Below are 12,705 nucleotides of genomic sequence, written 5' to 3'. Positions count from 1 at the left end.
CGGGGATCGAACAACGGTCGTAAATCGGGGAAAGGACCACCTGTGCACGTCACCCGTGTCAACCGCTGGAAATCCCTGGCCCTGCTGGCCGGCGTCGCCACCATCGCCGTCACGGCACAGGCCCCGGCAACCGCCGAGGTCACGGCCACCTCCACGCCGTACGACGACACCTACTACAAGGACGCGATCGGCAAGACCGGTGAACCTCTGAAGGACGCGCTGCACACGATCATCAGCACCGACGTCACCAAGGTGTCGTACGACGAGGTCTGGGACGCCCTCAAGAAGACCGACGAGGACCCCGACAACCCGTCGAATGTGATCCTGCTCTACAGCGGGACGTCACAGAGCAAGGACGCGAACGGTTCCGGACCCGACCAGTGGAACCGTGAGCACGTCTGGGCCAAGTCGCATGGCGACTTCGGTACCGCGACCGGCCCCGGGACCGATGTCCACCATCTGCGTCCGGCCAATGTGACGGTCAACAGCATCCGCGGCAACAAGGACTTCGACGAGGGCGGATCCGAGGTCGAAGGAGCGCCGGGCAGCCGCACCGACGACGACTCCTTCGAGCCGCGGGACCAGGTCAAGGGTGATGTGGCCCGGATGGTGCTCTACATGTCCGTGCGCTACGAGGGCGACGACGACTTCCCCGACCTGGAGGTCAACGACACGGTGGACAACGGCACCCAGCCCCACCTCGGGCGGCTGTCCGTGCTGAAGAAGTGGAACGACGAGGACCCGCCGGACGCCTTCGAGAAGCACCGCAACGACGTCATCTACGACACCATCCAGCACAACCGGAACCCGTTCGTCGACCACCCGGAATGGGTCGGCGAGATCTGGAAGTAGGCCCAGCTCACCTCTCGTCCGCACCGACGGCCTCGCCGTCGGTGCGCAGCGGCACCGGGTCCGTGCTCCGGGCCGCCGCCAGCAGTTCGGCGGCGGTGCCGGGACGGGCCTGGAGCGAGGGCAGCAGCAGCGTCCACAGATCGGTCAGATGGTCCTCGACCAGCCGTCGTCCGTCGAGCGCCTCCGAGACGGTGTGCAGACCGAAGAAGGCGCACACCACGGTCCGGGCCGCGGCCTGCGGATCGACATGGGTGGTGAGCTCGCCCTCGGCCTGGGCCTTCTCCAGCATCTTTCCCACCGCGTCGATCCAGCCCACGAAGGGCGGCGGAAACTGCGCGTCGATCAGAGAGCGCTCGGTCCACAGCCGGGCCCCCGCCCGTACCACGATGTCATCGCGGAAGGCGCGGGCCACCGCATAGCTGAGCCGGACCAGTTGCTCCAGCACGGGGGCGTCGATGGTGGTGTGCTGCTCGATCAGCGGGGGCCAGGTGGCGAAATGCTCCTCCACCACGGCGAGCGCGAGCCTTTCCTTGCTCGTGTAGTGGAAATACATGGCGCCGCTGGTGTGCCCGGACCGATGGGTGATGTCGCTGATGCTCGTTCCGGCGTATCCGCGTTCGTCAAAGAGGGATGCGGCCGCTTCCAGAAGGGATCGGCGCGTTTGTTCGGCCCGCTCTTGCACGTGTTCGCCGTCCTTCATCAGCCGCTTTGTGTACGGAGCGAACTTAGCGGAATTCCGCCCCCTCATGGAGATGAGGCGAGACAGGTCAAACATTATTAGTATTTTATAGTGATCGTTCGTGAGGCTTGTGGCCTTTCGGAGCCCTCCGGTCCCACCGGCCGGCCGCTCAGTTGGTCCCGCACGGTGGAGCGCGAGGCCGTGCACCGGGTCTCGGTGGCCGAGGTGCTGCTCACCGACGTCCGCACGCTGGGTGACGACCGCTTCGAGGCCGCCGCCCAGTGGCCCCGCTCCCATCCGACCTTCCCGCACGGCGGGGACGGCAGACACCATCCGCTGATGATCGCGGAAACCCTGCGTGAACTGGGCATCTACATCCCCACCCGGTACTACGCGGTGCCCGCGGGCGCACACTTCCTGATCCGCGACCTGTTCTACCGGCTCGACCCCGAGGCCGAGCCGCGCGCGCCGCACGGCGCCACCGACATCACCTGCCGCGCTGCCGTGACGGACATCCACACCACGCCCTCCGGGCGCTTCGTCACGGGGATGCGGCTTGACATCGCCCTCGCGGCGGGCGGCAGACGGTTCGCCTGGGCCGGGGGCACCGCGCGCTTCCTCGACGGCACCTCCTACGCGGAGACCCGCTCGGCCGCCTCGGGGCAGACCGCACGGCGCAGACTGCGTGCCGCGGTCCGCCCCTCCCCGGGTCAACTGGCCGTTCCCGCGGCCCGGGATGTGCTGGTGGTACGGGACGGGGGAGTGGTGTACCTCGATCCCGCCGACCCCCGCCACCCGTTCTTCTATGACCACTGGAGCGACCATGTCCCCGGCCTGGTGCTGCTGGAGAGCGCCCGGCAGGCCGCCGCTCTGGCCACCGACGGGTTGCTGACCCGACCCGTCGCCTGCCGGCTGAAGGCGATCCGCTTCACCGAGTCGTATCCGCCCGCCGTGGTCGAGTGCACCTCCCACGGCAGGACCTGTGTCTTCCGGCTGCGCCAGGCGGAGATCTGCACGGCGGTCGGGGTGCTCCAATACCTCTGACCGCACTTCTGACCGTCAAACACACCGTACGACGGACGCATTGAGCGACGAACGCGCGCGGCGGTGAACAAACCGCCGACATTCCGTGACGTCTTGCTTACTACGGGTCATCCAATTAACGTAGTGATCGTTATGTTTCGGGCAGGCGGATTCTCCGTCTGTACCGCCTCCCATGTCGCGCACGCGAAAGGCGCTCGCGCATCGGACAGCAGCGGTCAACGCATTCGCGCACCGAGCCGCCAGGAAATCCACTGTGCTGCTCCCCGCAGGTACAGGCGCCCCCTGCGCCGATTCCTCCACCTCCCATGGAACGGCAGGCAGATGACAGCCGAAAAGCTCCTCGCATGGACCCCAGCCGCCATCGTCTTCGACTGCGACGGCACCCTCATGGATTCCGAACGGCATTGGGAGGAGGCGCGTGAAATGGTGCTCAGAGAGCATGGCACCGCCCCCACCGAAGAGTTCGCCCAGCGCACCAAGGGACTCCACTACCGCGAATGCGGCCGTATGCTGGCCGAATTCGCCGGGCACCCCGAACTCGCCGAGCAGATGACCGGGCAACTTCTCGACGCCTTCCGCACCCTGGTGGCCGAGAACCCGGTCACCATGCCCGGGGCGCCGGAACTGGTGGAGAAGGCCGCGGCGTTCGCCCCGCTGGCCATCGCGAGCAACTGCCCGCGGGACGTGGTCGAGGACGGGCTCGCCAAGGCGGGGCTGCTGCGGCACTTCGGCCATGTGCTGGTCCCCGAAGGGGAGATGCGGCCCAAACCGTATCCCGATGTCTATCTGGAGGCCGCCCGTCTGTGTGGTGCGGCCCCCGGCGACGCCCTCGCGGTCGAGGACTCCCACTGCGGGTTTCTCTCCGCCTCACGCGCCGGGCTGAGAGTGCTCGGTGTCGGCCCGCGGAAACCGGTGGACGAACGCCCCCCGGTGGACCTGTGGGTCGACACCCTCGCCGACCCCGATCTGGTCAGGTGGGCCGAGACCAGGGTGGCATGACCGGCTGACACGCTTCGCCGCCTGGTCGGCGGTGCGGTTCACATCCCGTCCATCCCGTCGTGCGAGCCGGAGCCGTGCGAGCCGGACCCGCCCTTCGAACCGGACCCGCCCTTCGGGTCGGAGCCTCCGTGGGATCCGGAGCCGCCGTGGGACATGGACCCGTGCTCGATGTCCCCGCCGATCTTCTCCCGCAGAGGCGTGAGCGAGCCGGTGGACAAGCCGGTCACCGACCAGCGCTTGCCGACCAGGTAGGTGCCCCCGTAGTCCTTGGACGTCGACAGCCAGGCATGCTGGCCCTTCGCGGTGGCGAAGGTCAGCATCGTGTACCGGTTCTTGCCGGAGGTGCAGGCACCCTGCCGCAGCTCCTCCACCTCGGTGATGACCTTCGCCTTGCAGCCGATGGCATCGGCGATCCCGGTCAGCGGGGCGGGTTTGCCGGGTTTGCCGAACTCCTTGGCGGAAGGCGCCGCCTTCTCCTCCCGATGTTTCGCGGCGTCGTGCGCCTTGCTGCTCCCGGCGCAGCCGCTCAGGAACAGCAACGCCGCGCAGAGCGCGGTGGCACGGAGTGCGGGTGACACTACAACCTCCCGTTGAGGGTCCGTCGGGAGGCCCGGGTCCTCTGCGGCCTCGGGCCTCCCGCTGCGGTGACCGTGTTGGTGCGGCTACTGCGCCGCGGCGAGGCCCGCCTTCTTTCCCTTGTCGGTGACCGCGAACCACTGGCCCGCCTTGCCCTGGCCGTTGGTGTCGCCGGGCTTGGTGTCCCCGGTGAAGGTGTAGAGCAGCCAGCAGTCGAAGGCAGCCTGCTTGGTGCCGTCGGGACGGGTGAAGGAGGTGACCTTCGAGGCGTCGAGACCGGCGACCTTGGAGGTGTTCACGGCCTTGACCGGCTTCCAGGTGTCCAGGCAGGCGCCGAGGCAGCCGGTCTTCATCGGCCACGCGCTGTCCTTGTTGAACCGGTAGACCGTCATGCCCTTGCCATCCACGATGATCTTGCCGAGCTTGGCGTTGTTGTTCACCATCAGCTGGAGGCTCTCGTCCGTACCGGCGGCCTTCTTGCCGGCCGGCTTGCCGTCGGGCGCCAGCGCGTTCCAGGTGCCGCCCACGCCATGGCCCTTGGTGTCGCCCGCCTTGGTGTCACCCGCGTAACGGTAGACCGGCCAGCCCTCGAGTGTCAGCTGCTTGGTGCCGTCGGAGCGGGTGACCGAGCCCAGCTTGGACTTGTCGACACCGGTACCGGCGGCGGCGTCGTTGGCGGGCACCGGCGGCCACTTGGTGGCGCAGGCGTCGTTGCAGTTGGACTTGGCCGGCTTGGGGGTGTCCTCGTCGAACCGGTAGAGCGTCCAGCCCTTGGCGTCGGTCACGATCTCGCCCAGCTTGGCGTCCTTCTTGACGGCCACTTCCTTGGCCGGGCCGGAATTCCCGGTGTCGCCGGAGCCCGCCGCGGCGCCCGTGTCCCCGCCCGCCTGGTAGCCACCGGCCGCACCGGAGGAGGCGGTGCTCGAGCCGGCGCCCGCGCTCGATCCCACGTTCTGGGCACCGCCGGCGGGCTGGACATTGGAGCTCTGACCGGAGGAGCTGTCCTTGCTGCTGCCACACGCCGCCGTCAGCAGAACCATCGCGACGGACACTCCGGCGAATGCGATCTGACGCCGCTTCTCCATGACCATTCCTCTGCAATCTCTCTCGGTCCGGCGGTGTTTGCGCCGACGCCATGTGCATACGGAGCCGGTGCCGAGCGACGTTCAGCGGGCCCGGAATTTGTCATCCGACGCAAAAAACGCGGGATCCTTGAGCGCATAGCAGTCGACGGCCGTTCCGGGCGGCCGTCGGTGGGTGACGCGGGGTACGGGAGGCGGCTACTCCTCGATGCGCAGCGCCAGCGCCGGGCAGCGCCGCACCGCGCGGACCGCCTGGGCCCGCAGCTGACGTGGCACATCCATCTTCGCCGAGGCCGGATAGCCGTCGATGCCCAGCTGGAGCACATCGGGGATGATGTCCGCGCACAGCCCGTGGCCCTGGCACAGCGACCAGTCCACGATGAGCTGCTCCATCCGTCCCCGCGGCTCCCGTTCGCGCCGGGGCTCGGCCGCCGAAGGACCCGGGGGCAGCGCGAGCGGCTGGGAGTCCTCGGGCAGCGGCAGCACACCGAGGGTGGGCCGGCCGCAGCCCAGGCCCAGCGCATGGGACTCGATCTCCTCCGGGAAGGCGTCCAGCGCGGTGGTCACAAAGCCGGCCGTACCGTCGGGGTGGCTGCATGCCCCGCGCTTCTTCACGGAGTTGATGTACGCCCGCACATTGTCGACGGCGCTCTGGCCGCCACCGCGTTCCACCTGGCCCAGCGCGTCCGCGAGGGCGGGCAGCCCGATGAAACACGGTCCGCACTGGCCGGCCGTCTCCGCGGCCAGCCAGCGTGTCACCCGCGCGGTCTCACCGAGCGGGCAGGTGTCCTCGGGGATCGGCAGCACCGCCCCGGCGCCCAGCCGGGCGCCGTACTTCTTCATGGACTCACGGGAGATGGTGGTGGCGTGGATGCTGTTCGGGTCCAGCCACTTGCCGTGGTATCCCCCGACCAGAACGCCCTGGCCGGGGGTGAGGTTGCACAGATCCAGGATGTAGGTCAGCGGGACCCCGGTCGGGGTCTCCATCACGAACTTGCCCGCCACCGTCAGCAGGGTGGTGCCCGGTTCGGTGGGCAGCCCCACCGAGCGGTACGGCAGGGCGCCCATCCGCGCCGCCACGGCGAGCTGGGCGAAGGTCTCGGTGTTGGACAGCAGGGTGGGCAGCCCACCGAGCCCGCTGTCACTGGTCCGGATCTTGCGGCCGTTGGGGATGGCCGGGGCGCCGCTGATGCCGTTGATGACGGCACCGCCCTCACCGGCGACGAAGCGGTCCGGAGTGCGGGAGACCCACAGCCGGGGCCCGCTCGGGGCGCGTTCGGCGATGGCGGCGGCGATCGACTCCTCGACGTCCGGCCGGTGCACCGCGACGCACACGTCCTCCGCACCGAGCGCCTCGGCGGCCAGCATCGCGCCGTCGATCACCAGATGCGGAGTGTGCAGCAGCAGTGCGGTGTCCTTCAGACAGCTGGGCTCGCCCTCGCTGCCGTTGACCACCACGGCGCAGCGGCCGTCCCGCCGCGCCGCCGACTCGATGACGGAGGTGAGTTTCTTGGCGAACGGGAACCCGGCGCCACCACGGCCGCGCAGGTCGATGTTCTCCGCGAGGGCCACCAGTTCATCGGCGCGCAGAGCGGGCATCTGCCCGTGCACCGTCAGATGGCCGACACGGTCCAGCCGGTACGCCTCGTCCAGCCCGGCCAGCAGCCGGGGTGGATCGATGCAGGCCAGCCGGGGCTTTGCTGTGATCACCGGCCCCACCCGCGGGAGGCGCCGAGCGGCTCGGTGTCACGCCGGTCGGGCTCCGCGGAGCGCGGACGGGGGACGCTCGGTGCGGCCCGTCCGGTCCTGCTCTCCTGCCGACCGCGAGCGGGGGGATTCCTCACCTCGATGCCGTCCGTCCTCTCGCCTTGCGCCCGCCGGGAAGCGAGCCGTATCCACAACGCGACCGCCACACCAGCCAGGGCCATGACATATCCGGCCGTGGCCCAGTCCTTCGCCGGACGGCCTGCCTTGAGGCCGTGGATCAGCGCGGCACACCACGCCGGATACGCGGCCACATGCAGGGCCCGCCACCAACGGTAGCGCCAGCGGGACTTGCCGGTTGAGGCGAATGCACTGCGCACCGCTCCGGTGACCGCCGCCATGGTGAAGAGGTACCCGGCGATGGTCCCAAGGCCGATGAGCACAGGCTGATTTGCGTCAGCGAACGGTACCACGATGGTCGCGGCGCTCGTGTGGCTCTCCGCCACCTTCACCCAGACATGCAGCGCGAGAAAGCACAACCCCCCGACGGCGGCGGCCCGGTGGACACCCTGGGCGATCAGCCGGTGGTTGGTGTGCAGCACCAGTTGGTCGGTGGCCGCGAGCCCCCACAGCACTGCCGAAGTGAGAGACACCAGGGCGAGCACACCGGCGCCGAAGTCCAGAAAAGCCCAGGTCTTGGTGAATGCGCCCACGTTGTTCGCCACAACGAGGGACAACACCACCGCCGCACCGATAGCGTAGAGGCGAAGGTGTCGGGCCTGGCCGCTGCCAGGCCGGGCGCGTGCCCGAGGCCGGCGGGCGGCTCGTCGGCTGCCGGGTACTCCGAGGGCTCCAGCGGGAACCGATCCGGTGTGGCGTCCCCTGCGGTGCGGCCCCTGGGAGCGGGGAGTCGGCATCTGGGACATGGACATGGAGCCTCCCGATCGCGCGGATTCGCGCGGGTGACGAGATACGTCAAAGTCGTCTTGGGAGCAGCAGCTTCTCGGAACTACACGTGATCTCCATAAGATTTGTCGTAACGTGACAACTTCTTGTGGAGAAACGGTGCCCACACCGTCTCCTACCGATCCGTTGCCATCTCGATGGCAAAGAAACGGCAAAATGCCGGGACCGGTAGGGGTGGGGGTCCTCTATGACGTAGCGGAGGACCCTCGACTCCCTTTCCGGACTGGACGAACCGGAGACGGAGGCAACCTCCACGGGCCTGACCGACCCCCCAACGGCCAGGCCTCCCCCCGGCAAGAACGAGGTAATGATGGGCGAACTCGTGAACCGCATGTGGTCCCGCCCCCGTGGCGAGTGGACCCGCGTTCTGCGCAATGAACTCCCGTCCCTGGCCGATGAGGTGGTTGAGACCCTTCGGCACAGACTCCCGGGATTCTCCGAACTCCTGGAGGACTCTGAGCGAGAGAAGGTCCGATGGGGAGTCGAGCAGGCTCTCCTGACCGCACTGGGCTACCGGAAGCAGGGCGAGGAGGGGGCCGGAGAACCGGCTGCCTGCCCGCCGCCCCGCTCCGGTGACGAACGGATGGCGGAGGTACCGCCCGAGCGGGCCCGCCGTGAGCTGTTCGAAGCCCTCACCGGCGAAGTGGCGGTCTCCGAACGGACCCTGGCGGAGCTTTCACGGGCCGCCCGCTGGCCCCTTCCCGAAACCGTCCAGGCCGTCGCCCTGCCCACCCCGGGCGAGGCGCCGCAACTGGCCGCCGTGCTGGGAGACACCCTGATCGGCGCGGTCGGCGACGAGCTGTGCCTGCTGATCCCGGACCCCGACGCGGACGGCGATCCCGTGCCGGACACCACCGCGGAACGGGCGCCGGACGGCGAGCGGGACCCGGACCGGGAACCGCCCGTGGACGCCGGCACCCGTGGCGCGCTGGAAACCGCGCTGCGCGGCCGCACCGCCGCGGTCGGCCATGTGGTGCCGCTCAACGACGCGGCGTCCTCGGTGCGCTGGGCGCGGAAGCTGCTGACGATGGCCCCCGCGCGCAGTGGCCCCGAGGCCCGGGTGCTCTTCGTCGACGACCACCTGTCGATGCTGCTGCTGCTCCAGGACGAGTCACTGGTCCGGGCCCTGGCCTCCCGGTGGCTCAAACCGCTGGTCGGGCTGACACCCCGGCAGAGCGAACGGCTCCAGATGACACTGCTGGCATGGCTGGAGGGCGGTGGCGCCCCCGAGGCGGCGAAGGCGCTCAAGGTGCATCCGCAGACCGTGCGGTACCGGTTGCGCCAGATAGAGAAGCTCTTCGGGCCGGGCCTGCGGGACCCGCGCATACGCTTCGAGCTGGAGATGGCGCTGCGCGGGCGGCGGCTGATGGCACAGATGGACCGGATACGCCGCCATGCGTCACGGGTGAGCCGCAGGACCCGTACCGGAACGGCCCCCGGGATCCGGCCGCTCGGAATCGCCAGGGAGGCCCGCGTCAACGGACTGTGAGCCAGGTGGGCGCACCGCGCTGACCACCACCAACGGAACTGCCGGCCGCGTCACGCGGTCGGCAGTTTTGTGTGGCGAAGCGGGTGTTGTGGGGATACGGCCGGGTCAGCGACCGGCGCCCACGGGCACCTGGGCCGGTGCGACGGTGCGCATCGCGGCGTTGAGCCCGAGCAGTTCGTGGTAGGCGTGGGCGCAGAACGCGCACGAGGCCAGATGGCGCCCGAGCGCATGGCCGCGAACCCCGCCACGCCGCACCGAGGCGCCCAGCATGGCGCTGAAGTGGCGGCACCGGTCGTCCCGCGCGGACTCCAGATGCGCCTGGAGGTACGACTCGCGCAATCCCTCCCTGGCCCGGAAGGCGAGTGAGGTGACACCGCTGGGGGAGATCCCCAGGACGGTGGCCACCTGGTGCGGGGGGTTGTCCTCGACGAGGGTCAGCCACAGCACGGTCTGCCAGCGTTCGGGCAGTCCGCGGAAGCTGCGGATGAGCAGCTGGCGGTTCTCCCTGGCCACCAGGTGCTGCTGGGGGTCGGCCGAGGGTGCGAGCTGCCGCCAGGACTCGAAGTCGGCCGTGAGCAGGATCTGCCGTTCCCCGGCGCTCCACTCGACCGCGGTGTGGCGCACCACGGTCAGCAGATACGGCCGCCAGGGCCCGCGCGGCCCGCCACCGGCGCGCACCGCCTGGAAGGTGCGGATGAACGCCTCGGAGGCCAGATCCTCCGCGTCGTGAAGGGCGCGGCAGCAGGTCCGGGCGTACGAGAGCGTGGCCGCGTGGTGGCGGCGGTAGAGGATGTCGCCCGCGGCCGGGCTGGTGGTGCCCGAGCGGTAGCCCTCCAGGAGCAGCCGGGTCAGTTCCGGGTCGGAGAGGGAGCGGATCGGCCGGTCGGTAGGTCCAGGGCCCACCGCTTCGGGATGTTCCGCGGCGGGAGGGTCCGAGGGCTCGTCGGCCGTCTCATGGGTGGTGGCAGCGCGGCGCGCGCCGGCCTGGTGGCCGACGCGCGCCTGGAGGGTCTCGTTCATCAATTGCACTTTTGGCCGCTGTTGATGCAGTCCACCGCCTGGTTCATCAGGTCGTCCGGCATCACGTTGATGAAGTCGTCATGGTCGGTGATGGGCTTGTGCAACTGCTCGGGGAAGCCGTCCACGGCGAACGGGGTGTTGGGCGGCACATCGTAGGTGATGGTGTTCACCAGCTTGGGGATGGCCTGGAAGCCGTTGGGGCAGGCGCCGTCCTGGTTGGGGAAGGCCATGTGGTCACGGTGGTTGGCGCTGTCGATGTTCTGGCCGTCCCAGCAGCTCTGGAAGTCGAAGGTGCGCGTCACCGAGCTGCCCTCGGGGCAGAGCGGGTACTTGTCGGTCAGCTGCCGGTCCTCGAAGCCGGTGCAGCTCCAGGAGGCGTTGGCGTTCTTGTCGCCGTTGGTGAACGCCTTGGCGTCACCGGTGATGATCCGCAGGAACTTCGGCATCGCCACGACCTTGCTCTGCGGGTTGCCCTGGAACTCGATGGTGGAGCTCTTGGGCGTCAGGATCGTGCCGACGTTGCCTTCCTGACCACCGCCGAGGTCATTGGCGTCCGCTTCGTCCTTACCGTCCTGGGCGCGCACCACCGGCCAGTAATAGGTCGACTTGTCGCCGTTGTTGCAGGAGGTCCCGGCCTGCTCGAAGGTCTGGTTGTTGGCGAAGGCGTCGTTGCTGTCGTTGCCCACGTAGTCGTGCATGTGGTGGGCGCCGTTGCCCACACCGGGCGCGACGATCACGTTGTCGCTGTTGCGGAGCTCCGGGTCGCCGACGCCGCACTCCGAGGTGAACGTGCCGTTGGAACCGCCCTGCTGCGCCTGGGGCGGGTTCTGGACGTTCGGCTGCACCTGATTGATGTCGACGAAGTCGTCCTGCGACGGGCCGTTGCCCGCCTGGCCGCCGGCGTTGCCGGGCACCTCATTGGCGCCCTCGCCACCTTGCTGCTGGCCGCCGTCCTGCTGCTGCCCGTCGTCCTGCTGCTGGCCGTCGTCCTGCTGCTGTGCACCGTCCTGCTGCTGGCCGTCGTCCTGCTGGTCGACCTGGCCGCCGTCGTTGCTGACCTGCTGCATCTGGCAGTTGCTCATCGAGTTCAGGTCGTCGGGGGCCTGGCCCTGTTCGTCGATGGCGTTGCCGATGTCGCCGAGGGTTTCCCCCCGCTGCTTCTCCAGGGACGAGAGCACCGAGTCCTTGGAGGCTCCTCCGTCGGACATCTGCTGGTACGCCTTGGCCACCTGGGAGTCGAGCTCGGCGAGGTTCTTGTCGACCTCGGGGCGCGCCTGGCGCGGCACGGACGACAGCTGTTGGCCCACATCGGGGCAGCGGATCGTCCATGATCCGGCGGACACCGTGCGGTTCTGGCCGGAGTCGTTGTTGTCGCCGCTGGCGGACGCGTTCGCCGCGATGATCGCGGCCCCGCCGCCGCCCAGAGCCAGTGCGGCGACGATGGCGACGGTCTTGTTCGAGAACCTGCCGCGCTTGTGGGTCTGTTGCCTCATGAGATCACTTCACTTAGTTGTTGAGGGCGTCGAAGTCGACGAGCCCGGTGTTCTCGAGGACCGTGATGTGGTCGAGAACGATGGTGTTGGCCCGGGTGGCCAGTGATCGCACCATGGAGTTCCGGCTCTGTGCCCGGATCTGAGCGACGAGCGAGAACACCTTCCCGTGTGCCGCGCGGAGCCGGTTGGCGAAGACACGCTCGAACTCGGCGCTGCTGGACGCGTTGTTCATCTCATTGAGCCAGCCCTGCTGCTGCTCGTTCGGCTGAGTGGGCAGATCGACGCCCAGCGCCCGGCCTACCTCGTTCACCCGGCGGTCGAGCTCGGTGTGGCCCTCGATGAGGTGCTCACCAGCAGTCTTCACCGAGTCCCGGGTGCCGCGCTCCTGCGCCTCCCGTCCTGAGGGAAGCTCCCAGAGCCCGGCGAGTTTCACCTTGCGGACGAAGTCCCGGTCCAGAGCGGTGAGCGGCCCGTATTGGGTGCTGACCGTGCCCTTGCCGTCGTCTGTGACGCCGGGGGGCAGCGATGACGCGGCGCTGCTCTCGCCGAACAGCTGGACGGGGATGAGGATCGCCGCGAGGGTCATGGCGAGTGCCCCAATGATGAGGCCGGTGCCGAGGGTACGGCTGGATGCGATGGATCTGCTGACGATTGCTGATCGCACAGCGCCCTCCTTACTTCGGAGTGACACCGGACGCTAGTACCTGGTGTGGCCCGGACGTGGAGACCTCATCACTAACGAATAAAGCCGGGACAACCATCGTTACCGACTGGTACCCTACGCGGCCATCTTTCGGCCGC

The 12,705-nt window shown here is 69.0% G+C and carries 12 protein-coding genes; 4 read left to right on the top strand and 8 right to left on the bottom strand.

Annotation, left to right across the window (positions count from 1 at the left end):
* The first annotated feature begins 42 nt into the window (after nucleotides 1-42).
* The gene (locus JK363_RS19705; protein WP_307821793.1) at nucleotides 43-852 is read left to right on the top strand and encodes an endonuclease I family protein; all 810 of its coding nucleotides are present in this window, start codon (nucleotides 43-45) and stop codon (nucleotides 850-852) included.
* 7 nt (nucleotides 853-859) lie between these two features.
* Here JK363_RS19705 and JK363_RS19700 read toward each other — a convergent pair whose 3' ends face one another.
* On the bottom strand, nucleotides 860-1,552 hold the full coding sequence (locus JK363_RS19700) for a ScbR family autoregulator-binding transcription factor (protein WP_201876242.1): 693 nt from the start codon (nucleotides 1,550-1,552) through the stop codon (nucleotides 860-862).
* 90 nt (nucleotides 1,553-1,642) lie between these two features.
* Here JK363_RS19700 and JK363_RS19695 point away from each other — a divergent pair, with 90 nt between their 5' ends.
* Complete coding sequence (locus tag JK363_RS19695; protein ID WP_201876241.1) at nucleotides 1,643-2,575, top strand: ScbA/BarX family gamma-butyrolactone biosynthesis protein; 933 nt, start codon at nucleotides 1,643-1,645, stop codon at nucleotides 2,573-2,575.
* A 321-nt stretch (nucleotides 2,576-2,896) separates the two neighbouring features.
* A complete protein-coding gene (locus tag JK363_RS19690) occupies nucleotides 2,897-3,574 on the top strand; it encodes an HAD family hydrolase (protein WP_201876240.1) in 678 nt (225 codons plus the stop codon).
* Between the two features lie 38 nt (nucleotides 3,575-3,612).
* Here the strand turns inward: JK363_RS19690 and JK363_RS19685 are convergent, their stop codons facing one another.
* The 4 genes from JK363_RS19685 to JK363_RS19670 form a co-directional block, all read right to left on the bottom strand.
* Nucleotides 3,613-4,152 (bottom strand): hypothetical protein, encoded by a 540-nt coding sequence (locus JK363_RS19685; RefSeq protein WP_201876239.1) that lies wholly within the window; start codon nucleotides 4,150-4,152, stop codon nucleotides 3,613-3,615.
* Nucleotides 4,153-4,236: 84 nt separating this feature from the next.
* Nucleotides 4,237-5,235 (bottom strand): SCO0930 family lipoprotein, encoded by a 999-nt coding sequence (locus JK363_RS19680; protein ID WP_201876238.1) that lies wholly within the window; start codon nucleotides 5,233-5,235, stop codon nucleotides 4,237-4,239.
* Between the two features lie 195 nt (nucleotides 5,236-5,430).
* Nucleotides 5,431-6,942 carry an NADH-quinone oxidoreductase subunit NuoF family protein gene (locus JK363_RS19675; RefSeq protein ID WP_201876237.1) on the bottom strand — a complete coding sequence of 504 codons (1,512 nt, stop codon included), beginning with the start codon at nucleotides 6,940-6,942 and terminating at the stop codon, nucleotides 5,431-5,433.
* Nucleotides 6,939-7,649 (bottom strand): ferric reductase-like transmembrane domain-containing protein, encoded by a 711-nt coding sequence (locus JK363_RS19670; protein ID WP_307821792.1) that lies wholly within the window; start codon nucleotides 7,647-7,649, stop codon nucleotides 6,939-6,941. Before JK363_RS19670 ends, JK363_RS19675 begins: the two co-directional genes overlap by 4 nt.
* Nucleotides 7,650-8,209: 560 nt before the next feature.
* Between JK363_RS19670 and JK363_RS19665 the strand changes: the two genes are divergently transcribed.
* Nucleotides 8,210-9,391, top strand: a complete 1,182-nt coding sequence (locus tag JK363_RS19665) for a PucR family transcriptional regulator (protein WP_372444808.1) — start codon at nucleotides 8,210-8,212, stop codon at nucleotides 9,389-9,391.
* 105 nt (nucleotides 9,392-9,496) lie between these two features.
* Here JK363_RS19665 and JK363_RS19660 read toward each other — a convergent pair whose 3' ends face one another.
* From JK363_RS19660 to JK363_RS19650, 3 genes are read right to left on the bottom strand one after another with little or no spacing between them, the layout of a single operon-like run.
* A complete protein-coding gene (locus JK363_RS19660) occupies nucleotides 9,497-10,411 on the bottom strand; it encodes an RNA polymerase sigma factor (protein ID WP_201876234.1) in 915 nt (304 codons plus the stop codon).
* A complete protein-coding gene (locus JK363_RS19655) occupies nucleotides 10,411-11,904 on the bottom strand; it encodes a DUF1996 domain-containing protein (protein ID WP_201876233.1) in 1,494 nt (497 codons plus the stop codon). Before JK363_RS19655 ends, JK363_RS19660 begins: the two co-directional genes overlap by 1 nt.
* A gap of 13 nt (nucleotides 11,905-11,917) precedes the next feature.
* Complete coding sequence (locus JK363_RS19650; protein ID WP_201876232.1) at nucleotides 11,918-12,568, bottom strand: DUF4142 domain-containing protein; 651 nt, start codon at nucleotides 12,566-12,568, stop codon at nucleotides 11,918-11,920.
* Nucleotides 12,569-12,705 lie beyond the last annotated feature (137 nt).

Origin of the sequence: Streptomyces coffeae, from assembly GCF_016741875.1 — a bacterium.
Classification (GTDB): Bacteria; Actinomycetota; Actinomycetes; order Streptomycetales; family Streptomycetaceae; genus Streptomyces; species Streptomyces coffeae.
The sequence above is the reverse complement of the archived record's forward strand: the minus strand, read 5'-3'. Positions and strand labels throughout refer to the sequence as shown.